Below are 23,837 nucleotides of genomic sequence, written 5' to 3'. Positions count from 1 at the left end.
CGGGCTCGACCGGAGTGATAAAGCCGAGCCGGGGCTCGGGCCCGGATCGGGATGTGGTCTGCTATCTATGACACGTCGAGTGCACGGTGAAGCCATCCGCCGAATGCTCGACAAGCGGCCCGAGTGAATGCGGCGGCAATGTTGAACGTATTAGTGCAGGCCCTCAACAAGGCCACGGACCACGTGGCCAATCCGGCGCGAGTGTCGGATCCCGACAAGCTGCGCCGCGCCGTCACCGGCAAGACTGTGCTGGTGACCGGCGCCTCGTACGGAATCGGCGAGGCGACCGCGCGCAGGTTGGCCGCCTCCGGGGCCACCGTGCTGGTGGTCGCCCGGTCGGAGGAGCGGCTCGGCGACCTGGCGGCGTCGATCAACGCCGCCGGCGGCCGCGCCATCGCATATCCGACCGACCTCACCGACGAGGCCGCCGTCAGCGCGCTGACCAAGGAGATCACCGAGGAGCACGGAGCGATCGACATCCTGGTCAGCAACGCCGGAAAGTCGTTGCGCCGCTCGCTGCATCACCAATACGACCGGCCACACGACTTTGAGCGCACCATCGACATCAATTATCTCGGGCCAATCCGGCTGCTGCTGGGGCTCCTGCCGGCCATGCGCGAAAACGGTCGCGGGCACATCGTGAACGTCTCCAGTGTCGGCGTGCGCGTGGTGCCGGGGCCGCAGTGGGGCGCGTACCAGGCGTCGAAGGGGGCCTTCGACCGCTGGCTGCGCAGCGTGGCGCCGGAACTGCACGCCGACGGTGTGGAGGTCACCACCGTCTACTTCGCGCTCGTCCGGACCCGGATGATCGAACCCACGCCCATCCTGGGCCGGCTCCCCGGCTTGTCGGCCGACCAGGCCGCCGACGCGATCGCCAAAGCGATCATCGAGCGGCCCCGCAGCAACGAACCGCCGTGGGTGTTGCCGGCCGAGTTGGCCTCGGTCCTCTTGGCCGGGCCGGCCGAACGCGCGGCCCGGCTGTGGTACCGGCGATTCTTCTCGGATTCCGGCGACGGCGAGGCCCGGCGATGAGCCACGAAGGCGTGGTCGGCACCGCGGCCCGGGCGCTGCTGCGGTCGCGATTGCTCACGCCACCTTCGCCGCTCGGAGTCCTGCGGCTGATCCGGGAGGCGCGCCGGGGCGGCACCAACCCGTACACCCTGCTGGCGGTGACCGCGACTCGATGGCCGAACCGGGCCGCGATCGTCGACGACGATGGCGTCTGGGACTATCGGCAGCTGCAGTCGGCGACCGAAGCGCTGGCGCGCCGGCTGTCCCGGGACGGTGTGGGACCCGGCGACGCGGTGGGCATCATGTGCCGCAACGGGCGCGGTTTCATCACCGGCGTCTTCGGCGCCGCCCTGGTGGGCGCCGACGTGGTCCTCGTCAATACGGATTTCCGCAGCGACGCCCTGGCCTCCGCGATGAGCGGCCACCGGATCCCCACGATGGTCGCCGACGCCGAATTCAGCGAGCGCGTCCTGGCCGCCGACGGATCGGTCGTCGTGATCGACCCGGCGACTGTGACGGCCGAGGAGCGCGAGCCGCGGCCCGACGTGGCCACGCCGGGCCGAATCATTCTGCTCACGTCGGGCACCACCGGCACACCCAAAGGGGTGGCGCGCTCACCGCAGCTGCGTTCCGCGGTGGGCGTGTGGGTGACGATCCTCGACCGCACCGGCCTGCGCACCGGGTCGCGAATCTCGGTGGCGATGCCGATGTTTCACGGGCTGGGGCTGGGCATGCTGATGCTCACCGTGGCCCTGGGCGGCACGGTGCTCACCAACCGCCACTTCGACGCCGAAGCCGCTCTGGCGCAGGCGTCGCTGCATCGCGCCGACGCGTTCACGGCGGTGCCGGTCGTGCTCGCACGCATCCTCGCCCTGCCCGATCGCGTGCGCGCCCGCAACCCGGTGCCCTACCTGCGGGTGGTGATGTCGAGCGGGGACCGGCTCGACCCCGCCCTCGGCCAGCGGTTCATGGACGCCTACGGCGACATCCTCTACAACGGCTACGGCTCCACCGAGGTCGGAATCGGCGCGCTGGCCACCCCGGCGGAGCTTCGCGAAGCGCCCGAGACCGTCGGTAAACCGGTCGCCGGCTGCCCGGTGCGCATCCTCGACAAGAACGGCAGGCCCGTCGGTGCGCGGGTCACCGGCCGGATCTTTGTCGGCGGCGAGCTGGCGAGCGAGGGCTATACCGGCGGTGGCGACCAGCCCGCCGCGAAGGCCGTCATCGAGGGCATGACCAGTACCGGCGACATGGGCTACCTGGACAACGCGGGCCGGTTGTACATCGTCGGCCGCGAAGACGACATGATCATCTCCGGCGGCGAGAACGTCTATCCGCGCGCGGTCGAAAACGCGCTCGCCCAGCACCCCGCCGTCGCCGACAACGCGGTCATCGGGGTGCCCGACGAAAAGTTCGGTCATCGGCTGGCGGCATTCGTGGTCCTACAGCCGGACAGTGACACCGATGAGGCGGCGTTGCGGGAGTACCTCAAGGGCAGAGTCTCGCGATTCGAGCAGCCCCGAGACATCAACGTCGTCACCAGCATCCCGCGCAATCCGGCGGGCAAGGTCCTGCGCAGGGAGCTGTCCGGCTAGGCGGGGCGGCGAAAGCCTCACTCCTGCTTGGGTTCCAGGGTGGCGACATGCTTGGCCAGCCAATTGGGCGCCAGCACCGAGACGACGGTGGCGCCCGCGGTGGCGCTGATGACTCCGCTCCAGGCGACCGGGCCCAGCGGCGTGCAACCGAAGAAGTGGCTGACGCCGGGGGTTTGGACGATGGCGACCAGCACACCCGCGCTGCCCAGCGCCGTGCCCAGCACCAGTGGGCTGTGGCGGCGCGTCAGCAGGGTCTGCGCGAGCTGCGTGGTCACCAGCGCGGTGAGTCCCATTGTCGACGTGCGACGTTCGGTGCCCGGTGTCCAGCGGCCGATGGCCCACGCCGCCGTCGCACCCGCGGCCGTGATGGCGCCCCGGGTGACGATCTGCCGCATCAGCGGCGCGTCGAGCGAGGGCGAGGGCCCGGACAGCGTCGCCAACTGGAAGGCGCGGTGCAATTCCTCGGCGTCGCGGTCGACGCCGTCCTCGTCCGCCTCCGGCTCGGAGAACTGCGGCGTGACGGCGACCGCGAGCGCGGGGAACATGTCGGTGAGCAGGTTCACCAGCAGCAGCTGGCGGGTGCCCACCGGTGCCCGGCCGGTGCCCAGGGCGGTGCCGATGACGGTGAACAACACCTCGCCGACGTTGCCGCCGACCAGGATGCCCACCGCGTCTCGTACGCCACCCCACATCCCGCGCCCCTCGACCAGCGCATCGAGCAGAACGCCCAGGTCGTTGTCGGTCAGCACGATGTCGGCGGCACCGCGCGCGGCGGACGAGCCGCGACCGCTCACACCGATGCCCACGTCGGCCATCCGGATCGCGGCGGCATCGTTGGCCCCGTCGCCGACCATCGCGACCGCCTGTCCGCTGTCCTGCAGCGCCGCGACGATCTGCACCTTCTGCTCCGGACTGACGCGGGCGAAGACCTGGACGTCGGCGGCGACCTTGGCGCGATCCTCCTCGCCGAACCCGACGAGTTCGGCGCCCGTCATCTCGCGCGCGTCCGCCGGCAGGCCCAGTTGCCGGGCGATCGCCCGCGCGGTCACCGGGTGGTCCCCGGTGATCAGCACCACCCGTCGGCCGGCTTCCACCAGCGCCTCGATCAGTGGCCGCGCCGACGCCCGCGCGGTGTCGGCCAAACCGACGTAGCCGATCAACTCGAGGTCGTGGGCGGCCGCATCGACAGTGTCGGCGTCGGTGTCCTCCTCGCCGGTCCCGTGTTCCCAACGGCGCTGCGCCACCGCCAGTACCCGCAGGCCCTGTTCGGCCAGGCGCAACACCAACGCCTCCGCACGGTCGAGGTCGGCGTCGGCATCGGCGCGGCGGCAGCGCGGCAACACTTCTTCCGGCGCGCCTTTGACCATGAGCATCGGCCCGCCGTTCCCGCTTGCCGTGCCGATCGCGGCGGAGTAACCACGACTGGACTCGAACGGTACATCCGCGAGCACGGTCCAGTCCGACGCCCATTGGCTGTCAATGGAATTCGCTGCCGTCAGGATCGCCTCGTCGGTCGCGTGCGCGTGCCCGCCCCCATTGTGGGGCTGCGTGCTGCTGCGCGCGGCGGCCCGCACCACCGCGGCGGCCGCCGGGTCGGTCAAGTCGGGGAACGGAGTGTCCGCGCCGGCCCCGTGCGGGACGCCGCGGACGACGCGCAGGCGGTTTTCGGTGAGCGTGCCGGTCTTGTCGAAACACACCGTCTGCACCCGGCCCAGCGCCTCGACCGCCCGCGGCGTGCGGACCAGGACCCCGCGCCGCGACAACCGCTGGGCGGCGGCCAGCTGGGCCAGGGTGGCCACCAGCGGCAGGCCCTCGGGGACGGCGGCCACGGCGATGGCCACCCCGTCGGCGACCGCCTGGCGCAACGTTCCCTGATGCAGCAGAGCCAACGCGGTCACCGTCGCGCCGCCGGCCAGGGTCAGCGGCAGGACCTTGCTGGTCAACTCGCGCAACCGGGCCTGCACCCCGGCCGCCGACTCGACGTCGGCGATCGCCGAGATCGCGCGCTGGGCGGCGGTGCCCGCACCCGTCGCCACCACGATCGCGCGGGCGCGCCCCGCGACGATCGTGCTGCCCTCGAAAAGCATGCTGGCGCGGTCGGAGTCGGCGACGGCCACGGGCTCGACCTGCTTGTCCACCGGCAGCGACTCGCCGGTGAGGAAGGACTCGTCGACTTCGAGGTCCTCGGCCACCAGCAGGCGGGCATCCGCCGGGACCACCTCCGGGGCGGCCAGGTCGATGATGTCGCCGGGGCGCAGCGACTTCGCGTTCACCGAGACCGTCCGCTCGACTGTGCGGGCCGCCTCCAGCCTGCGGCGTGCGGTGGCCACCGCGGGGAGAACCACGCGGCGCGCGTACTGATCCTGCTCGGCGAACAGCTCGGCGACCGCGGCCTCGGCCCGCAACCGTTGCACCCCGCCGGCGACCGCGTTGGCGGTCATCACGCCCGCCACCAGCAGCGCGTCGACGCTGCTGCCGACGATCGCCGAGGCCGCCGCCCCCACGGCCAGGATGGGCGTCAGGGGATCGGAGAGCTCGGCCCGCGTCGCGGTCAGCAGCCGCCCCACCCGGGCGGCCGGCCCGCGCAGTGGCGCGACCAGTGGGTTGTAGGACAGGTCGTCGAGGAGTTGTCGCCACGGCGCGGCACCCGGTTCGACGGTCAGGGGCCGGGTGCGGCTGGCCAACCGGGAATACACGATCTCCGGGTCGAGGGCGTGCCAGGCGGTCAGGGGCTGCGGTGTCGGGTCGGGCAGCCGAAGCACCCGGGAGGCCGCGAAGCTGCCCTGCATCAGTGCGGCCGCCGCGGCGGCGTTGACCGGGTTGAGCCATCGCTGCACGGCGAAGGGGCTAAGGGTGCGCGGGTCGCCGGTGACCAGCAGCAGCCCCGCCAGCGTGCTGCCGCCCTTCGCCAGGCGCACCGCCGACTCGGTCGCCGCCCGGGCCACCGGCAGCGCCGACAAGATCCGCACCGCCGCGGCGAGGTCCGTGCCGGTGATGATGTCCGCCGTCCACGGCGTCGCCGCCTGCGGGTCGTCCAGCGCCACCGCGACGTCGGCGATGGCCAGCGCGGCCAGCGTGTCGGTGGAGGCGAAGTCGCGGTGCAGCGCGGTGATGAGCAACACGGGCCCGCGATCCGTGCGCAGGTCGCGCACCAACTGCAGCAGCGGGGTACCCGGCGGGTGGCTCACAGCGACGCTGGCGGTCAGGTCCTCGGTGCCCGCGACGTGGCGCAGCACCACCCGGGCGCCGGTCCGGTGCGCGATCTGCAGCAGCGGGATGGCGAACGGGTCGACCTCCCAGCCGACGTCGACGCTGCCCACCCGCTCGCCGTCGACCACGAGGTCGGCATGCTCGAGACCCTGCGCCGGCGTCGCCGACGACCCCTGCGCCCGGGCCCACCGCAGCCGGGCGCCGGTGGCGGGCAACTCATCGGGGTCCGGTTCGGGGGCTTCCTCGCCGTGCAGCAGCGCGTCGGCGACCTCGTAGACGCGGTCCTCGTCCCACCCGGGTACGTCGCCCCGCGCCTGCAGCACGGCGCGGTTGTCGCCACGCAGTGCGGCGCCGTCGACGACGACCACCTTGACCCGGTCCAGCCGCCGCAAGGCGCCCGGATCTAAAAACAGCTGCCCGGCGTTGGCCAGGCCGCGGCCCAGTACGGCCGCGAACGCCTGTCGGCCCGTGTAGGCGGCCCGGGGCACGCCGGCCAGCAGCGCGCCGGCCGCGTCCTCGGTGCCGCCGCCGGCCAGCAGCGCGCCCGCCGCGGCGACCAGCGACGCGTTGGCGGCCTGGTCCGCGTACTCCTCCACAGGCCCGGCCATCGATCCTTTCGCGGTGTCGATGGCGGCGTCGATGGCCCCGCCCACCACGACGTGGGAAACCTCTCCCGCGGCGGCGGCGGCCCAATTATGCCGGGGCGCTTGCGATTTCGGGCCGGCCGAGGAGATGATCGGCACCACCGGGGCCTGTGGCCGGCCGGGCGAGGCCAGCTCCGGTTCGCGGTCCCGCCATCGCTGGCGGTGCGCCGCGGCCTCGGAGACCTGCAAGCTTCGTTGTGCCAGGTCCAGCAGCGGTGTGCCGACTGCCTGGGTCAGCCCGTTGGCCAGCGCGGTCGACGCGCTGAGGGCGATGTCGGTGCCGACGCGGCCCAGCCGCGACTCCAGCACGCCGACCACCCGCGGCTGATGATTGAGCAGCGCGGCGGCGGCGCGGGCGCTGCGCGGCGCGACGGGGAGCCGGCCCAACCAGCCGGTCACCGCGGCGCCGATCGCAGCCACGTCCATCGCCGCGGCGCTGAACGGGACCAGGATCGCCAACGGATTCCCGGGGTCGGCGAACGGCGCGGTCCGGGTTGCCTCCTTGGGGGCGACGAGGGTCAGGTCCGCCGCGACACGGCAGATGGTTTCGCGAACCCGCTCCAGCACGGCATCGTCATCGGTTTCCTTCTCGAATTCGACCACCAGCCGGCCAAGGGCGCCCTCGACGTGGGCCGAGGCCACTCCCGGAATCCGGCGGACCGGCTCCTCGACCGTCGGCGCGTGCTCGTGCCAGCCCGGGAACGGCAGCAACGGGTCCAGGTCCAGGTGCACGCGCCGCCCGCTCTGCCACCGGACCGGCGGGGTGACGCCGGGCCCGGAACCGTTGGCGGCACCGGTCAATCCGATCGCCCGGCCCGTCGTCTGGGCCATCGATTGCACAACCGGGACAGCCAGTTCGGCGACCGGGCTGGCCAACGTCTGCAGAGCGTCCGCGGCCCCGGCCGCGGTGGACACCCCTGCGCGCACCACCTGCGCGGCTCCGTCGGTCATGCCCGCGACGACGCTGGCAACGCCCGGAATCCTCACTCGGTCACCCTTCGACTACCTCTACCGCGCCTATGATCCTGGGGGCTCGGGGGGCCTGTCCACATTTGGAACGGTGGACGTGCGACGACAGCGATGACGCCGGCGGATCGTGCCTTCCTTCGGTGACCGGTGGTGCGGCCGCGTCCCCTGCGGACAGGTTACCGGCTCGCCGGAAAACCAAACTTGCTGAACAGGCCGGGATCCAGGAAGACGGTGATGGTGGCGATCCCGGCGGCGCCCGCGGTGAGGACGTGGATGGAATGGGCACCCATCGTCCCGTCGGTGCCGCGGCGGTACTCGGCGACCGCGGGCTGCGCGTTCGCGGCCGTCGGGATCATCGCGACATCACCGGCGTTGGCGAAGGCTCGCGCGGCGAGGAACCGCAGCACCGGGTCGCGACCGGCGAACCACACAGGGAGAGGCGGCATTTCGAGTTTTACGTCCGCTTGCAGCAGCGCGGTCAGGGCGGCCATGTCCGCGTTTTCGAATGCCGCGCAGTAGCGGTCGAGCAGTTCGCGGCGCTCGGCGTCGTCGGGTTCGGACAGGCCTTCCTCGGCGGGGGAGAGCTCGGCGAGGCGGGCGCGCGCCCGCTGGAGCGAGCTGTTGACCGCGGCCGGTGTCGTTTCGAGCAGCTCGGCAACCTCGGCCGCGCTGAACTGGACGACGTCACGCAGGATGAGCACCGCCCGCTGGCGGGCGGGAAGCTCCTGCAGGGCCGTCATCACGGCCAGCCGCAGGCTTTGCCGGGCGGTGACGTTGTCCTCCGGTGTCGGGAACATCAGCGTGTCCGGGATGGGCTCCAGCCACTCGTGCGCGCCGGCCGGCACGTCGAGCGCGGCGTCCGGGTCGATCGACCCGTCGCCCAGCCCGGCCGGCAGTACCCGGCGGGCGCGGTTCTGTAGGGCCCTCAGGCAGGCGGTCGTGGCGATCCGGTACAGCCACGTTCGCAGCGCCGCGCGTTCCTCGAAGGCCTGGTAGCCCCGCCAACCGTTGAGATAGGTCTCCTGGACGAGGTCCTCCGCGTCGTGCACCGAACCGAGCATGCGGTAACAGTGGGCGATCAGCTCGGCACGAAACGGCGCCGCCTGCGCGATGAAGTCCTCTTTCGCCGGCATGGCATCTCCTGTCTCGGCTGCGACCGAACGCTACTCCAGTACAGAGACCGCGGGCCGGGGAAATTCATCGGTGCGTGGGCGATGAATCTCGGTGCGGCGACGTCTCTCAACTAGTGGACGCACATCCCATGAGAGCGAGGACGAACATGAACGAGCCACTGACAACCGATGGGCTGGCCGGCACGACGGCGATCGTGACCGGTGCGAGCCGCGGGTTCGGCCGTGCCATCGCCGGCGCCCTGGCGGTGGCAGGCGCCGAGGTGGTCGGCGTTGCGCGTAACGGGTCCGGTCTGTACGAGGTGAGCGAGGAGCTGGGCGGTGTATTCCTCCCGGTGGTGGCCGACGCCGCCGACCCGGCGACGGCGCAACGGCTCATCGACGAGTACCGGCCGCACACAGTGGTCCTGTGCGCCGGGGCGGCGCCCCAGATGAGCCCACTACAGGACCAGAGCTGGCACAGCTTCAGTCAGAACTGGAATGTCGATGTCGCGCAAGCGTTTCACTGGACCCGCTGTGCGCTGCGACGGCCGCTGGCGCCGGGCAGTTCGGTGATCGCCGTGTCCAGCGGCGCCGCCGTGGTCGGGTCACCGCTGAGCGGGGGTTACGCGGGCGCGAAGGCCACGGTCAGGTTCATCGCCAGCTACGCGGCCGCCGAATCGGAGCGGTCCGGCCTGGGGATCCGCTTCGTGTCCGTCCTGCCGCGGTTGACGCCGGCCACCGACCTCGGCGCCCAAGCCGTCGCGGCTTACGCCGAACGGCAAGGGGTCGATGTCGAGTCGTTCGTGCGGGCCGGTGGGCCCCCGCTCAGCGCGCGGCAGGTGGGCGAATCCGTCCTGGCGATCGCGACCGCGGGTCGTGGCAGCGGGGACGCGTACCTGCTCACCTCGACCGGCCTGTCGGCAGTGGCCTGAGCCCCTCGAAACCCAAGGAGGACAACGCAATGAACACACCCCCCATCGTGTCGGCCAGCGACTGGGCGGCCGCACGTGAACAGCTGCTGGTGAAAGAGAAGGAAGTGCTGCGAGCCCACGACGCCCTGGCGGCGGCGCGGCGGCGAATGCCCTGGGCGGCCGTCGACAAGGACTACGGGTTCGAGGGGCCCGAGGGCAGGGTCAGCCTGCTTGGGCTTTTCGGGGGGCGGCGTCAGCTGATCGTGTACCGCGCCTTCTTCGAGCCGGGCGTGGACGGCTGGCCCGACCATGCCTGCCGCGGCTGCTCGATGATCGCCGACCACGTCGGGCACCTCGCCCATCTGAATGCCCGTGACACCACCCTGGTGTTCGCTTCACGGGCACCCCAGGTCGACATCGCGCGGCTGAAGGCGCGGATGGATTGGCACATGCCGTGGTACACGCTCACCGACGATTTCGATGCCGACTTCGGCGTTGACCAGTGGCACGGCACCAACGCGTTCATCCATGACGGTGACCGCGTGTTCCGGACCTACTTCATCAACAACCGGGGCGACGAGGTGCTGGGCAACACCTGGAGCTACCTCGACATGACCGCGCTCGGGCGCCAGGAGAACTGGGAGGACTCGCCGGACGGTTACCCGCAAACCGCGCCGTACGAGTGGTGGGAATGGCACGACGCGTACGGCGAGCGCGCGCCATCGCGGTGGTTCGGCGATCCCGATCCGGACAATCCCAACGACCCGCGGCCGGCGCGCGGCGGCTAAATGCGCAGCGCTATTTGCCGTTTCGGGGCCGAATAACACGAATGCGCGGTAGCCGTCCAGCGGCTACTCGCGCAATATTCGGCTGAGTAAATTCGGGCTAAAGAATTCGGTGGTTCGCCCTGTTCACGTGGTAGCCGGCCGGGAAAGACTTCTCGATGACCTGCAGCTGGTGGTCGACCCTGGACTCGAGCTCGAGGACCACGCAGCTGTCGCCGACGGCCTTCGATTCGAGGACTATGTATCGCTGACCGCAATCCATGATGGGATCGCCTGAGTGCAATGTTTCGACGGGCACCAATTCCGGGCTTCCGTTTGATTCCACCCATCACACGCTAGGTGAAATTCGCGAGCGAGGGAATACTTTCCCGCCACCTGGGACGATTCACTGCCCTCCGGGCTGCTTGAAGAACACGCTGACGCGGGAGATCAGCCCGTCGTCGGTCCGCTCGAACAGGATGCATTCCGGCCACCGCTTGGTGTCGCCGTCGATCTCGAACGCCTCGGTCAGCTCGACGTAGGACAGGCGGTCGTCCACATGCGAAACCCGCTGCACGTCCAGCCGATGACCGGCCAAATTGGTGAGCACCTTGCGCAGGTAGGCGACGTAGTGCTGCTTGCCCTCGACGACGTCGCAGAACGGGCCCTCGCGGGTCAAGCCTTCGTCGGCGATCGTCGCCGCAAGACCGTCCCAGTCGTGTGCGGCCAGGCACGCCAGGTAGCGCTCGACCACTCCGGTGGTCACGTCGACTCCACGCACAACACAGTAGGCGAGCAGGGCAGGGTCAGAAAGCAGGTTTGCCCAAGCGCTGCGCCGGACGCGGCGATCCGGGGAAGAATGGTGCGATGAGCGCACCCAGCGCACCGGATTCGCCGCCCACGGCTCCGAGTTGCTATCGGCATCCGGACCGCCCGACGTACGTGCGCTGCAACCGTTGTGACCGCTACATCTGCGGGGACTGCATGCGGAGCGCCGCCGTCGGCCAGCAGTGTGTGGAGTGCGTCCGGGCGGGCGCCCGGACCATTCGGCAGCCCCGGACACGCTTCGGTGGACGGCAGCGGTCGGCGACGCCGGTGCTCACGTACGCCCTGATCGCGGTCAATGTGGCGGCGTTCGTGCTGCAGATGGCGTCGGGGCAGTTGGAAGCGGAGCTCGCGCTGTGGCCGCCGGCCGTCGCCGACGGCGAGTTCTACCGCCTGATGACGTCGGCGTTCTTGCACTATGGGGCGACGCACCTGCTGTTCAACATGTGGGCGCTGTACGTAGTGGGGCCGCCGCTCGAAATGTGGTTGGGCCGGCTGCGTTTCGGCACGCTGTACGCCGTCGCCGGGTTGGGCGGCTCGGTGTTGGTCTACCTGGTCTCACCGCTCGACACGTCCACGGCGGGCGCCTCGGGGGCGATCTTCGGTCTTTTCGGTGCCACCTTCGTGGTGGGCAAGCGGCTGGCCGTCGACGTGCGTTGGGTCGTGGTGGTCATCGCGATCAACCTGGTCTTCACTTTCGTTGTCCCGCTGATCAGTTCGCAGCGCATCAGCTGGCAGGCGCACGTGGGCGGGCTGGTCACGGGCGGGCTTATCGCCGCGGCCTACGTTTACCCGCCGCGGGAGCGGCGGAACGCGGTTCAGGCCGCGGTTACGATCGTCGTGCTGGCGGCGTTCGCCGTGCTGATCTGGTGGCGCACGGCGCAGTTGCTCGCGGAGTTCTCCGCATGAGTTGGTGGGTCGCCCACGCCGAGCGCACCCTGAGCGAGGACGTGCCCGCACCCGCGGGCGCGGTTCGTGACTTCTACGTGGACCTGGACAACATCAAGCTCGTCCACCCGCTGATCGTGTCCGTGGAGACGTTGTCGCGCACCGAAACCGCGGACGGCGTCGTCCACAGCTATCGGGTGCGGGACCGGATTCCGTTGGGGCCGTTCACCATGACCATCAACTACCGGGCGCGGCTGCGGGTTCCGGCGGAGGGCGACGTGCTGACCGAGGCCGACCAGTCCCCCGGGGTTCACCTGCGCGGGACGGTGAGCTTCGAGCCGATCGCGGCGGGCACCCGTGTCACCGAGCGAATCCGGATAGCGGCGCCCCGGCTGCTGGCCCCGGTGACCACGCGCGAGGCCGTCAAGGCGCACAACGAGATGCTGGCCGGCATCCGCCGCCACTTCGAGACCGGATGATCAACGGCTGGTCTTGAGGGTGGCGACCCGCTTCGCCCGGCTACGCCGCGCTCGCGATCGCCACTGGTCTTGATGGTGGCGACCCGCTTCGCCCGGCTACGCCGCGCTCGCGATCGCCACTGGTCTTGATGGTGGCGACCCGCTTCGCCCGGCTACGCCGCGCTCGCGATCGCCACTACCGGTCGGCGAACTCGATGATCCCGCGAATGTTCCGGCCCTCGCGCAAGTCCGTGAACGCCTCGTTGATCTCACCGAGCCGGTAGTGCCGGGTGACCAACTCGTCGAGTTTCAACTCGCCGGCCTGATACAGCGACAACAACATCGGCACGCTCGTGCGCGGATTCATCCCGCCGTAGAGCGCTCCCCGCAGCTGTTTGGCCGACAGCGTCATCTCCTGCAACACCAACGGAACCGGCGGCTCGGTGAACGGGGTGATGCCGGTGAGCACGCATATGCCACCCTTGCGAAGCATCGCCATCGCCAACGGGATCAGGTCCACGTGCACAACGCCGGGACTGACGACGACTCGGTCGGCCATGACGCCCGCGGTGATGTCTTTGACCAACGGTATCGCTTCCTCGGCGGAGGCCGCGGTATGCGTGGCACCGAAAAACTTGGCCGAATCTCGCTTTGACTCAACCAGATCCACTGCGACGACATATTTCGCGCCGACGGCGCGCGCACCCTGCAGAGCGTTCATCCCGACGCCGCCGGTGCCGATGACCACCACGGTGTCGCCCGGCTCGGTGCCCGCCGACACCGTGGCGGAGCCCCATCCGGTGCTGACACCGCACGACACGAGGGAGGCGGCATGGAACGGGATGGCGTCGCCGATCTTGATGACGGACCTTTCCGACAGCACCGCATATTCGGCGAATGTGCCGAGTTGCCCATAAGCCAACAGATTCTCGTCGCCGAGATGCCTGCGGCAGGTACCGTCGGTGGGCATCTCCCGCACGAACAGGCTCGCGCCGATATCGCAGATGTAGCTCTGCCCGTTCACACAAAACCGGCAGTTGCCGCATGCCGGGATGAACGAGAGCGCCACCCGATCGCCCGGCCGCACCGTCGTCACGTTCGGCCCGACTTCCTCGACGACACCGGCACCCTCGTGACCGCCGAGCAATGGGAACCAGTCCGGCGCGGGCTGACCGCTTGCCGCCAGCGCCTCCGGAGTCGGTACCACATCGCCGGTGAACAAGTGGTCGTCGGAGTGGCAGATTCCGGCGACGGCCATCCGCACCAGGACTTCACCGCTGCGGGGCGGGTCGAGTTCGATCTCGCGGATCTCCCAGTCCCTGCCGACCCCGCGGATCACAGCGGCCTGACACTTCATTGCGACCTCCTCGATAGCTTCACCGCGCGATCCATTCGGACGTCAACGCGAACTCCGAGAGATACTTCGTTGAACTCCAGCCGCCGTCGACGACGATCGTCTGCCCATTGATGAAACTGCCGGCCGGCGAACACAGGAAGGCGACGGTGCCGGCAATGTCATCGACGGTGCCCAAGCGCTGATGCGGCGTCATCTCGGTGTTGATCTTGCGGAATCGCTCGTCCTGCAAGCGTTTCTCGACCATCGGCGTCATCGTCACACCGGGCGCGACGGCGTTGCAGCGGATGCCGGACGCCCCGTACTGGCAGGCGATGTGTGTGGTCAGCGCGGTCAGCCCGCCCTTGGCCGCGGAGTAGGCGCCGCCACGCAGTCCGCCGATGACCGCGAACGTCGATGTGATGTTGATGATCGCCGATCCGGGTCGCATGTGGGGCAGGACGTCACGCGCAAGCCGAAACGGTGCCCGCAGCATCAAATCCAAAAAGTGGTCCAGCGTTTCGTCGTCCGTCTCGTGTAGCGGCTTGGGGCTGCCCACCCCGGCATTGTTGATCAGGAAGTCGATGCGACCCCACCGAGAGACCGCGAGGTCCACGATGCGTCGCGGTGCGTCGTCTTGGGTCAGGTCGACGGCGAGGGTCGCGACGCGATCGGGATCATCGACCGCCCCTTCCAGTTCGGCGAGTCGGTCATTGTCGCGGCCCGCGCCGACGACCGCCATGCCCATCTCGGCGAGTTTTGTTGCACACCCCAAGCCGATGCCGCTGCTTGCTCCGGTGACGATCGCGACCTGCATTTCACCCATCCTTGGTTCGCGCGCGGCCACCCGTCGCGCCCGGCTCCGCCGCGCCTGCGATCGCGGCGGAAGTCAGCGCCGCTCGGATCCGATGTTTGAGTATCTTGCCCGCGTCGTTCTTCGGCAGCGCATCCCAGACGACCACCTGTTCGGGCGCCTTGAATTTCGCGACGCCTTTGCTCTCCAGGAGCGCCAGCATGCCGGCGACGTCGGGCCTAGCCGCACCCGCGGGCACGATCACCGCGCATGCCCGTTCCCCGGTTCGCTCGTCGGGAAGCCCGACGACCGCGATTTCGGCGATGCCCGGGTGATCGGCGAGGAGGTCCTCGACCTCCTTGGCCGAGATGTTCTCGCCGTTGCGGATGATGACGTCCTTGGCCCGACCCGTCACGAGCAGGTATTGGTCATCAACCCAGCGTCCCAGATCGCCTGTGTGGAAAAACCCTTCGTCATCCAGGGATTCGACGTTGTCTTCGGGATGACGGTAACCCAAGAGCATCTGGGGACCGCGCACGCAGATTTCGCCGTCACCGGCGGGGGCCGTTTCGTGTGCGACGAGTTTGATCTGCGCGATTCCGGGCCTCCCGTCGGTGTCCGCGGCGCGATCGGCTTCGTCATGTCGTGGTGCGCCGACGGTCGCCACGGGGACCTCCGTGCAGCCGTAGACCCGGGTGACCACCGCCCGGTCGAAATAGCCGGCGGCGCGGCGGATGAGTGAGGGCGACACCGAGGCGCCGCCGCAGATGAACACCTTCAGGTCGGGCAGGCGGGTTTGGGCGCGTTCGGCGGCGGCCAGCAGCTGCTGAAGGAACGGTGTCGCACCGGCCAGATGGGTACACCGCTCGTCGTTCATGAGCGCCACGGCCCGCGCCGGATCCCACCGGTCCATCAGCACCGCGGTGGTGCCCAACAACAGCGGACATTCGAACGCGTAGATCGAACCGCCGATGTGGGCGATCGGCGACGGGACCAGGAAGGTGTCCCCCGGATCGATGAGCCAGTGATCGCGGAGCTGGCTTATCAGGGCGTGTATCGAATTGCTGCTGTGCAGAACGCCTTTCGCGCGCCCCATAGTGCCGGAGGTGTAGAGCACCATCCGGACCGCGTCCGGATCCAGAGGAAGCCGCCCCGGCGGGTCCGACCCGTCGAACAGGGCCGGATACGACGTATGCGAGCCGGCTTGCCCCGTTTCGGAGCCGCGCAGCACCACAACCTCGGGCGCCCGGCCCATCGCGGCAGTCACGCGATCGAGCATGGCCGCATAGTCATGGCCACCGAATTGCCTCGGGACGAAGATCATCCGCGCTTCGACGTCATCGAGGATGAACCGCAGGTCATGGTCGCGCAGCGACGGCAGGATCGGGTTCACCACCATCCCGGCCAGCGTCGCCGCCAGATAGATGACGGCGGCCTCGTGCCAGTTGGGCAGCATGAGCGAGACGACGCTGCCGGTCGGCATGCGCGCCAGCAGGACCCCCGCCAGCGCGCTGGCCTGGGCGTACAGCGTTGCGCAGTCCAGCCGAATTTCCCTGTCGACCAGCACCGTTCGCTGCGGCGTCGACTGCGCGGCCGTCCGGAGCGAATCGGCCAGCGTGGTATGCACCCATAGGCCGCGCCGATACGCCTCTGCCGCTTGTGCGGTGTCGTGCGGGACCCGGCCGATCACATGACCGACCTAACCGCTCACGCGGCGCATGGTCAACGCATAGCGAAAGCTGGATGACAGATGGGTGTTCACCGTCACCTGGGCGACATCGCCCTCGGAGGTCTTATAGGTGCGCTGCATTTGCAGCGCCGCCGTCCCGGCCTCCACTCCGAGGCCGTCGGCCAGCTCGGGCGAGAGCACCACCGCGGCGATCTCCTGGTGCAACTCGGCGATGCTCACGCCGAACAGGTCTTCGATCAACGGAAAGATCGGACCGGTGTGGCGATGCAACAACCTGCCGACCGCGGCGAACGTGCGGCTGATGTAGTACTCCGTGCGGCACATGGGCGCCGACGCACCCTCGGCCTGACGGTAGCCACGCACCGACAGCCATTGACTGCCGGCCTGCAGTCCGGTGCGTGCCGCGATCTCCGCGTCGATCGCCACCATCTCGTTGGATTCGATGGTCAGCTGCGCCCCGGCCGCGAAGGCGAGCAGGTCATCGATCGACATCGCGTCCTGCGCATAGGAACTCGTGGCCGAACGAGGGACCACTCGCGTGCCCGCCCGCGGCCGCGACGTGACGAGGTTGTCCTCTCGCAGCCGGCGCAGCGCCTCGCGGATCGTGTATCGGCTGGCCGCGAATCGCTCGCACAGTTGGTGTTCGGTCGGCAGCTGCGAGCCCACCGGGTAGACACCGTCGACGATCTCCTTCCGCAGCGTGCGCGCGATCTGCAGATAGCGGTGATCGGTGGCGATGGCCGGGGGCATCAGCGGCCGTCCCCCGACCGGCGCAACGCCAGGACGCTGCCGTCACCGTCGGCCGAAATGTAGAGCGTCCCGTCGGGTCCCGCGGTGATGCCGGCGAAGGGGCCCTGCGGTCCGGAGAACGGTGGCATGCCTTTCAGCGGTTTCGGTGTGACACCCGGCGGCGGGCCGACCGGCAACCCGGACGCGATGATCCGTTGGGTCTTGCTCTTCAGGTCAAACGCGATCACTTGCTTAGCGCCGGCGTCGACGATGTAGAGCACCTCGTCGCGGACCAGGATGCCTTGCGGTCGTTGCAGATCGGCGACCACGGTGTCGACCCCCGACCGGTTCACCCTCGCCACCGTGCCTTCGCCGGCCTGGGCCACCAGGCACGTCCCGTCCGCGTCGATCGCGACACCGACCGGATCCCGCAGGTCGGTGGCCAGCACCCGGACATCACCCGCTCGCACCGAAAGCAGCCGGCCGGTGCCCAGTTCGGCGAATACGACGCCGTGCGGAGCGACCGCGACGCCGTAGAGCTGGTCGAAACCGTCTGCGAGCAAATCACTTTCGCTGACGGCCGGCCGGTAGCGGGCGACCTGTCCCCCTGATGTCGTCACCACGAACTCGCCGGGTCCGCTGGCTGCGACACCGCGCAGGAATCCCGGATAGCCCGGGCTGAAGAGCATTCCGACGGTGTGCAACGACCCGTCGGGTAGCACGGCATAGAAGTACGTGCCGTCAGCGACATAGAGCTGCCCGTCGTTTCCCACCGTCAGGTCCAGGGGCCAATTGAGCCCGCCGGGCAACACGGTCCGGGTAGCGCCGTCCGCCGATATCTCGGTGATCTCCCCGGTGAAGTTGGAGACCAGCAGCCGGTCGTCGACGAACGTGCAGTTGTCCAGGCCCGGACTGAGCTGTGCCAGCAGACGCCGTTCGCCGCTGCGTGGATCGATGCGCAGCACCTGCCCGGTCGCGACCTGAGTTGAAACGATATGGCCCCGCGCGTCGAACTTGACCGAGTCCGGGACGCCGAGATCGCCTGCGACGCGCTGTGGTTCGCCCCCATCGGGGTCGACGCGCCAGATTTCGTTGGCGCCCATCACCGGAAAGTAGAGGAGACCGTCCGGGCCGACTTCCATCGCGTTGGGCGACGGCACGTTTTCCAGCAGCACCCGGGGTGGCCCGCCGGCCAGGTCGAGTTCCAGCAGGCGCCCGTCCTCGCGACATTCACCGATGAACAGTCGGCCCCGGTGGACGGTGATGCCGTTGGCAGACGGAACGTCGTCGCGCAGCACCCGCGTTCGGCCGGCGGTCTCGAGCACGCTGACCCGGCCGTCCATGACCTCGGTCGCGTACAGATTGCCACTGGCGTCGAACACGACGTCGTCGGGTGCGATGATCTCGCCACCCTTGGCGCTGACTGTTCCCAACTGCCCGCTGCGACAATCCAGCGAGCTGATCTGACTGCCGGTCACCTGCGCGATATATACGCGGCCGTCGGGGCCGGTGCGAAGACCGTTCGCGCCGAACAGGCGGCTGGGCGCGGTCACCCGCTCGAGTCTCCAGGAATCCGCGACTTCGACCGCGCGGCTTGTGGAAACCGGGGAGGCATAGCGCGACGGCTGCGCGCCGATGGCGTTCGAGGGGGACACGTGTGTTGCCTCGACCCTTCCTGCTCGGCGGAAGTGACCATTTGGCCGGACGTTATCAAAGCCAAGCTAGTCCAGACAATAGCCGTTGATGCATCACACCCGACCTTGACAGCTGAGTTCTGCCATGGGAATAGTGTTCTCCAAGCGACAGAACGCGATATTTTGTCCGGACAAGATTACAGCGCATCCCGTTGTGGGCGGAAGTAGGACATGGAGGACCTCCTCAGACTCGACGGCCGCATCGTTGTGGTATCCGGCGCCGGAGGCGGCGGTATCGGCACCAACGTGACGGCGATGACCGCCAGGGCGGGGGCCACCGTGATCGCGGTGAGCCGGTCGAAGGAGAACCTCGACGAGCACGTCGTTCCGCTCGCCCAAGAGGGTTTGGCGGTGATTGCCGTTGCGGCTGACGCGTCGACGGACGAGGGCATCGCCTCGGTGATCGAACATGCCCGCGGTGCCGACGGGGAGCTCTACGGTCTGGTCAATGTCGCCGGCGGCGCGGCGCCGTCGACGTGGATGCCGTCGACCCGGGTGACTCGCGGCGACTGGCGAACCATCTTCACCGACAACCTCGAGACGGCCTTCTTCATGAGCCGCGCCGTCGCCGCCGAGCTGGTCGCACAACAGCGGCAAGGGTCGATCGTGTCCATCTCCTCCATCAGCGGCATGAACACCGCGCCGTTTCACATCGCCTACGGGACCGCCAAGGCCGCCATCACGGCGATGACCCGCACCATGGCCCTCGAGCTGGCGGAGGCCGGAATCCGGGTTAACGCGGTGGCTCCCGGCGTCACCGAGACCGCGGCCTCGCGTACCTACGTCGACGAGGACCCCGTCCGGGATCGGCAGGCCATCGCAATGGGGCGTCGTGGACGGCCCGAGGAGCAGGCCGGCGCGATCCTGTTCCTGCTGTCGGACCTGTCGAGCTACATCACCGGCCAGACCCTGCTCGTCGACGGTGGGCTCGACCTCAAATGGAGCCATCTGGGCGCAGACAACACTTCTTTGTTCCTCAAGGACGAATCCTTCCGCGCGGCGATTAGGAGGATGTGATGACCGACCTGGCCAAAGACGCGAATTCCGCAGCGGCCGAGGAGCTGTCGCACCCAATGACGATCGGCGTCGAGGCGTACATCAGTGAGAGCTACGCGCGCGCCGAACGCGACAAACTCTGGCGGAAGGTCTGGCAGCAGGTCGGCCGGGTCGAAGAGCTGCCCGAAATGGGCAGTTACCTGACCTACAACATCCTTGACGACTCGATCATCGTGGTGCGCACCGGCGAGCACGAATTTCACGCCCATCACAACGTCTGCATGCACCGCGGGCGGCGGTTGATCGACACACCCGAAGGCGCGAAGAACGCCCGCGGCCGCACCCGTAAATCGTTCGTCTGCGGATTCCACGGCTGGACCTATGACTTGGACGGTGCGTGCACGCACATCCGTGAACAACAGGACTGGCAGGAAGCGCTGACGCCCGACAACACCCACCTACGGCCGGTCAGGGTCGACACGTGGGGCGGTTGGTTGTGGATCAATATGGACCCCGACTGCGAACCGCTGGCCGATTATCTGTTCCCGGCCGCGAAGATCCTGGATCCCTTCGGACTGGAGAACATGCGCTTCAAGTGGCGCAAGTGGCTGGACTTCGATTGCAACTGGAAGGTGGCGCTCGAGGCCTTCAACGAGACGTACCACGTGTACACCACCCATCCCGAGTTCAACAGGTTCGGCGAATTCAAGGGCTGGGCGAAGGTGCAGGGCAAGCACAGCAACATCGGCTACGACGCCCCGGACGATCTCGCGGCGACCAAGTCCAAGATCCGCCTCGGCACCGGCGCCGATCCCCGTGTCTCGACTGCGGAGATGCAGATTTACACGATGGAGGAGACCAACACCTCCACCACCGAGACGCTGGTCAACGCCGCCAAGCGGCTGGTCGACGAATTGCCCGAGGGCACGCCGGCCGACAAGGTCCTCGAGCACTGGCTGGCGTCCGCGCGCCGCGATGACGAGGCCCGCGGCGTGATCTGGCCGACGATCCCGTCCGACATCCTCGGGCAGGCCGGCACCGCGTGGCAGATCTTCCCGAACTTCCAGATCGGTCAGGGCTTGACGGTTGCGCTGTGCTACGGCGCCCGGCCGCACCCCAGCTACAACCCGGACAAGTGCATCTTCGAGGTGTCGGTGTTCGAGCTGTACCCCAAAGGCGAAGAGCCCCAGACGGAATGGGAATACACGCCGGTCGGAGACCCGCGGTGGCGCTCGGTGCTGCCGCAGGACTTCTCCAACATGGCGGCCGTCCAGCAAGGCATGAAATCGCTGGGCTTTCCGGGCACCAAGCCCAACCCGTACCGGGAACGCAGCACCGTCAACCTGCACTACCAACTGTCGAAATACATGGGTACCGGCGAGCCCCGGAAACTTTCTGATGAGGAGCAGCCACACGCATGACCCAGCTGGAAAATCACCAGGACAACTGCGGGCCGACCCGGACGCCCGACGACATCGACATCCCCGCGCTGCGCGAAAAGTACCGGCTCGAACGGGAAAAGCGGCTGCGCAAGGAAGGTTCCAAGCAATACATCGAACTAGAGGACGACTTCGCCGGCTACTACGAGGTCGATCCCTACACGCCCGTGACGCCGCGCGCCCCGATCGCCGAGGACATCGACGTGGCGGTGCTCGGCGGTGGCTTCGGGGGCCTGCTGTCCGCCGTTCATCTGAAGAAGGCGGGCGTCGATGACGTGCGGATCATCGAGCTCGGCGGTGACTTCGGCGGTGTTTGGTACTGGAACCGCTATCCCGGAATTCAGTGCGACAACGAATCCTACTGTTACATACCGCTACTCGAAGAGCTCGGCTTCATGCCGTCGAAGAAGTTCGCCGACGGTGCCGAGATCTTCGAGCACTGCCGGAACATCGGCAAACACTTCGGCCTCTACGACTCGGCGATCTTCTCCACCCAGGTGCGCGACCTGCGTTGGGATGAGGAGATCAAACGCTGGAGAATCAGCACCAACCGCGACGATGACATCCGCGCCCGGTTCGTGGTGCTGGCGTCGGGCCCGTTCCACCGTCCGAAGCTCCCCGGCATTCCCGGGATCAAGGACTTCAAGGGACACGCGTTCCACTCGTCGCGGTGGGACTACGACTACACCGGCGGCGACACGAGCGGAAACCTGCACAAGCTCGCGGACAAGAAGGTCGCCGTCATCGGGACTGGCGCCACCGCTATCCAGATCGTCCCGTTCCTGGGCCGAGATGCCCAGCATCTCTACGTCTTCCAGCGCACCCCCTCGACGGTCGACGAGCGCAACAACGCGCCCACCGACCCGGGTTGGGCGAAGTCGTTACGGCCGGGCTGGCAGAAGGAACGGCAACGCAATTTTCACTCGTGGACGTTCGAGGGCATGGCGCTGGGCCAGCCGGACCTGGTGTGTGACTTCTGGACCGAGCTCGGTCGCAACACAGCGGCCCGGGTGCTCGCCCTGGATGACCCCGCGTCGATGACCCCCGAGCAGTTCATGGCCATCCGTGAAGAAGAGGACTACAAGTTGATGGAGCGGCTGCGCCGCCGCATCGACGCGATCGTCGAGGAGCCGCAGACCGCGGAGGCACTCAAGCCCTACTACCGGTTCCTGTGCAAGCGGCCGCTGTCCAACGACGAATACCTGCCGATGTTCAACCGGCCCAATGTCACTCTCGTCGACGTCTCCGATTCCAAAGGCGTGGAGCGCATCACCGAAAAGGGCTTGGTGGCCAACGGCGTCGAGTATGAAGTCGACTGCATCATCTATGCCAGCGGCTTCGAGATCACCACCGAAATCAGCCGGCGCTATTCGATCGAGACGATCCAGGGACGCGACGGGTTGTCACTGTTCGACTACTGGAGCGATGGCTATAAGACGCTGCACGGGATGACCAGCCGGGGATTCCCGAACCAGTTCTACACCGGCTTCACCCAGGTCGGCATCTCCGCCAACATCGCCGCCAACTACGAGGTACAGGGCGAACACATCGCCTACATCATCGCCCAGGCCCTGTCCCGTGGTGCGGCGACCGTGGAGCCCAGCCAAGGCGCACAAGACGATTGGTGCGCCACGATCCGGGAGACCGCCGTAGACAACTCGGCGTTCGACGCCCAGTGCACGCCCGGCTATTACAACAACGAAGGTGGCGGTGGCGGCGAAGGAATCCGGTCGCACCTCGGGGAGCCGTACGGGCCCGGGTTCTACGCCTTCGAGGACCTGCTGCGGTTGTGGCGCGACAAGGGCGACCTGGAAGGTCTGGTCTTGGGCTCATGACGGTCGCAAGATTTGACGACCGCGTCGCCATCGTGACCGGCGCCGGCCGCGGGCTGGGTCGCGCATACGCGCAACTGCTCGCCGAGCGCGGAGCCAACGTCGTCGTCAACGACCACGGCGGCAGCCTCGCCGGCGACGGGGCCGATGCCGCCCCGGCCGGACAGGTGGTCGATGCGATCAGGGCGGCCGGGGGAGAAGCCGTCGGCTGCACCGCGTCGGTCGCGACCCGCGACGGCGCCGCCGCGATCATCCGGACCGCCCTCGAACGCTACGGCCGGATCGATGTCCTGATCCACAACGCCGGCAACGTGCGGCCCGCATCGCTGAAGGAGATGGACTACGAGGACTTCGACGCGGTGCTCGACGTGCATCTCCGCGGAGCGTTCAACGTTGTGCGGCAGGCCTTTCCGGTAATGTGCGCGGCGGGTTACGGGCGGATCGTGCTCACCTCGTCGATCGGGGGTCTGTACGGAAATCGTAACGTGGCCAACTACGCGGCCGCCAAGGCGGGTGTGATCGGGTTGTCCAACGTCGCGGCGCTCGAAGGCGCCGCCGACGGCGTGACGTGCAACGTGATCGTGCCGGCCGCGGTGACCAGGATGGCCGAGGGCATCGACACCTCCGCGTACCCACCGATGGGCCCGGACCTTGTCGCTCCTGTGGTGGGCTGGCTGGCACACGAATCCTGTTCGGTGAGCGGGGAGATCTTCATCGCCCTGGCGGGGCGCGTCGCGCGCGCGGTCATCGCCGAAAGCCCCGGCGTCTGCCGGCCGTCGTGGACGATCGAGGATGTCCGCGAGCACTTCGATGCGATCCGAAACATCGAGGCGCCGCTGATTTTTCCGGTCCTGCCGGACGGCCACGCCGCGCACATCCGCTACAGCTTCGGCTTGGCGCACCGGTCCAATGATCGGGGCGCGCTACATGGCTGACGAGGGGAG

Annotated in this window: 18 protein-coding genes and 1 pseudogene; 10 read left to right on the top strand and 9 right to left on the bottom strand. The window is 68.5% G+C overall.

Annotation, left to right across the window (positions count from 1 at the left end; genetic code table 11):
* The first annotated feature begins 138 nt into the window (after positions 1-138).
* Together A5678_RS14690 and A5678_RS14685 are read left to right on the top strand one after the other, a co-directional pair.
* A complete protein-coding gene (locus A5678_RS14690; protein ID WP_068043467.1) occupies positions 139-1,032 on the top strand; it encodes an SDR family NAD(P)-dependent oxidoreductase in 894 nt (297 codons plus the stop codon).
* Positions 1,029-2,606: an AMP-binding protein gene (locus A5678_RS14685; protein ID WP_068043465.1), complete on the top strand. Its 1,578-nt coding sequence runs from the start codon at positions 1,029-1,031 to the stop codon at positions 2,604-2,606. Before A5678_RS14690 ends, A5678_RS14685 begins: the two co-directional genes overlap by 4 nt.
* A gap of 17 nt (positions 2,607-2,623) precedes the next feature.
* On the opposite strand, the gene A5678_RS14680 is transcribed toward A5678_RS14685, so the two are convergent.
* Positions 2,624-7,447, bottom strand: a complete 4,824-nt coding sequence (locus A5678_RS14680) for a cation-translocating P-type ATPase (RefSeq protein ID WP_068043463.1) — start codon at positions 7,445-7,447, stop codon at positions 2,624-2,626.
* Between the two features lie 158 nt (positions 7,448-7,605).
* Positions 7,606-8,571, bottom strand: a pseudogene (locus A5678_RS14675) (sigma-70 family RNA polymerase sigma factor); the annotation flags it as partial.
* 137 nt (positions 8,572-8,708) lie between these two features.
* Between A5678_RS14675 and A5678_RS14670 the strand changes: the two are divergent.
* Both A5678_RS14670 and A5678_RS14665 read left to right on the top strand, forming a co-directional pair.
* Positions 8,709-9,473 (top strand): SDR family oxidoreductase, encoded by a 765-nt coding sequence (locus tag A5678_RS14670; RefSeq protein WP_068043459.1) that lies wholly within the window; start codon positions 8,709-8,711, stop codon positions 9,471-9,473.
* 29 nt (positions 9,474-9,502) lie between these two features.
* Entirely contained in the window at positions 9,503-10,240 is a 738-nt protein-coding gene (locus A5678_RS14665; protein WP_068043457.1) for a DUF899 domain-containing protein, read from the top strand.
* 97 nt (positions 10,241-10,337) lie between these two features.
* Here A5678_RS14665 and A5678_RS14660 read toward each other — a convergent pair whose 3' ends face one another.
* Positions 10,338-10,562, bottom strand: coding sequence for a hypothetical protein (locus tag A5678_RS14660; RefSeq protein WP_007167137.1), 225 nt, complete (start codon positions 10,560-10,562; stop codon positions 10,338-10,340).
* A 60-nt stretch (positions 10,563-10,622) separates the two neighbouring features.
* Positions 10,623-10,982: a nuclear transport factor 2 family protein gene (locus A5678_RS14655; protein ID WP_231983669.1), complete on the bottom strand. Its 360-nt coding sequence runs from the start codon at positions 10,980-10,982 to the stop codon at positions 10,623-10,625.
* Between the two features lie 101 nt (positions 10,983-11,083).
* On the opposite strand from A5678_RS14655, the gene A5678_RS14650 reads away from it, so the two are divergent.
* Both A5678_RS14650 and A5678_RS14645 read left to right on the top strand, forming a co-directional pair.
* Positions 11,084-11,950 carry a rhomboid family intramembrane serine protease gene (locus A5678_RS14650; protein WP_082945562.1) on the top strand — a complete coding sequence of 289 codons (867 nt, stop codon included), beginning with the start codon at positions 11,084-11,086 and terminating at the stop codon, positions 11,948-11,950.
* Positions 11,947-12,408, top strand: coding sequence for an SRPBCC family protein (locus A5678_RS14645; protein WP_068043452.1), 462 nt, complete (start codon positions 11,947-11,949; stop codon positions 12,406-12,408). Before A5678_RS14650 ends, A5678_RS14645 begins: the two co-directional genes overlap by 4 nt.
* A 175-nt stretch (positions 12,409-12,583) precedes the next feature.
* On the opposite strand, the gene A5678_RS14640 is transcribed toward A5678_RS14645, so the two are convergent.
* Genes A5678_RS14640 through A5678_RS14620 form a run of 5 tightly spaced genes read right to left on the bottom strand, consistent with a single transcriptional unit; the run spans position 12,584 to position 18,587 of the window.
* Entirely contained in the window at positions 12,584-13,726 is a 1,143-nt protein-coding gene (locus A5678_RS14640; RefSeq protein ID WP_068043451.1) for an NDMA-dependent alcohol dehydrogenase, read from the bottom strand.
* 37 nt (positions 13,727-13,763) lie between these two features.
* On the bottom strand, positions 13,764-14,546 hold the full coding sequence (locus A5678_RS14635) for an SDR family NAD(P)-dependent oxidoreductase (RefSeq protein WP_082945570.1): 783 nt from the start codon (positions 14,544-14,546) through the stop codon (positions 13,764-13,766).
* Positions 14,539-16,203, bottom strand: coding sequence for an AMP-binding protein (locus A5678_RS14630; RefSeq protein WP_068043450.1), 1,665 nt, complete (start codon positions 16,201-16,203; stop codon positions 14,539-14,541). Before A5678_RS14630 ends, A5678_RS14635 begins: the two co-directional genes overlap by 8 nt.
* A 9-nt stretch (positions 16,204-16,212) precedes the next feature.
* The gene (locus tag A5678_RS14625) at positions 16,213-16,953 is read right to left on the bottom strand and encodes a GntR family transcriptional regulator (protein ID WP_068043448.1); all 741 of its coding nucleotides are present in this window, start codon (positions 16,951-16,953) and stop codon (positions 16,213-16,215) included.
* On the bottom strand, positions 16,953-18,587 hold the full coding sequence (locus A5678_RS14620; RefSeq protein ID WP_068043447.1) for an SMP-30/gluconolactonase/LRE family protein: 1,635 nt from the start codon (positions 18,585-18,587) through the stop codon (positions 16,953-16,955). The genes A5678_RS14625 and A5678_RS14620 overlap by 1 nt, the downstream gene beginning before the upstream one ends.
* A gap of 210 nt (positions 18,588-18,797) precedes the next feature.
* Between A5678_RS14620 and A5678_RS14615 the strand changes: the two genes are divergently transcribed.
* Genes A5678_RS14615 through A5678_RS14600 form a run of 4 tightly spaced genes read left to right on the top strand, consistent with a single transcriptional unit; the run spans position 18,798 to position 23,828 of the window.
* Positions 18,798-19,643, top strand: coding sequence for an SDR family NAD(P)-dependent oxidoreductase (locus A5678_RS14615; RefSeq protein WP_068043442.1), 846 nt, complete (start codon positions 18,798-18,800; stop codon positions 19,641-19,643).
* A complete protein-coding gene (locus A5678_RS14610) occupies positions 19,643-21,043 on the top strand; it encodes an SRPBCC family protein (RefSeq protein ID WP_068043440.1) in 1,401 nt (466 codons plus the stop codon). Before A5678_RS14615 ends, A5678_RS14610 begins: the two co-directional genes overlap by 1 nt.
* The gene (locus tag A5678_RS14605) at positions 21,040-22,896 is read left to right on the top strand and encodes an NAD(P)/FAD-dependent oxidoreductase (protein ID WP_068043438.1); all 1,857 of its coding nucleotides are present in this window, start codon (positions 21,040-21,042) and stop codon (positions 22,894-22,896) included. The genes A5678_RS14610 and A5678_RS14605 overlap by 4 nt, the downstream gene beginning before the upstream one ends.
* The gene (locus tag A5678_RS14600) at positions 22,893-23,828 is read left to right on the top strand and encodes an SDR family NAD(P)-dependent oxidoreductase (protein ID WP_068043437.1); all 936 of its coding nucleotides are present in this window, start codon (positions 22,893-22,895) and stop codon (positions 23,826-23,828) included. Before A5678_RS14605 ends, A5678_RS14600 begins: the two co-directional genes overlap by 4 nt.
* Positions 23,829-23,837: the final 9 nt, after the last annotated feature.

It is taken from the genome of Mycobacterium sp. E2733, assembly GCF_001667585.1.
GTDB lineage: Bacteria > Actinomycetota > Actinomycetes > Mycobacteriales > Mycobacteriaceae > Mycobacterium.
This window is presented reverse-complemented; position numbering and strand designations above follow the sequence as displayed.

Excerpts from the sequence above, each read along its gene's own strand:
- A5678_RS14690 (WP_068043467.1), top strand. The coding sequence starts at position 139 with ATGTTGAACGTATTAGTGCAGGCCCTCAACAAGGCCACGGACCACGTG.
- A5678_RS14685 (WP_068043465.1), top strand. The coding sequence starts at position 1,029 with ATGAGCCACGAAGGCGTGGTCGGCACCGCGGCCCGGGCGCTGCTGCGG.
- A5678_RS14670 (WP_068043459.1), top strand. The coding sequence starts at position 8,709 with ATGAACGAGCCACTGACAACCGATGGGCTGGCCGGCACGACGGCGATC.
- A5678_RS14665 (WP_068043457.1), top strand. The coding sequence starts at position 9,503 with ATGAACACACCCCCCATCGTGTCGGCCAGCGACTGGGCGGCCGCACGT.
- A5678_RS14650 (WP_082945562.1), top strand. The coding sequence starts at position 11,084 with ATGAGCGCACCCAGCGCACCGGATTCGCCGCCCACGGCTCCGAGTTGC.
- A5678_RS14645 (WP_068043452.1), top strand. The coding sequence starts at position 11,947 with ATGAGTTGGTGGGTCGCCCACGCCGAGCGCACCCTGAGCGAGGACGTG.
- A5678_RS14635 (WP_082945570.1), bottom strand. The coding sequence starts at position 14,546 with ATGGGTGAAATGCAGGTCGCGATCGTCACCGGAGCAAGCAGCGGCATC.
- A5678_RS14625 (WP_068043448.1), bottom strand. The coding sequence starts at position 16,953 with ATGCCCCCGGCCATCGCCACCGATCACCGCTATCTGCAGATCGCGCGC.
- A5678_RS14615 (WP_068043442.1), top strand. The coding sequence starts at position 18,798 with ATGGAGGACCTCCTCAGACTCGACGGCCGCATCGTTGTGGTATCCGGC.
- A5678_RS14610 (WP_068043440.1), top strand. The coding sequence starts at position 19,643 with ATGACCGACCTGGCCAAAGACGCGAATTCCGCAGCGGCCGAGGAGCTG.
- A5678_RS14605 (WP_068043438.1), top strand. The coding sequence starts at position 21,040 with ATGACCCAGCTGGAAAATCACCAGGACAACTGCGGGCCGACCCGGACG.
- A5678_RS14600 (WP_068043437.1), top strand. The coding sequence starts at position 22,893 with ATGACGGTCGCAAGATTTGACGACCGCGTCGCCATCGTGACCGGCGCC.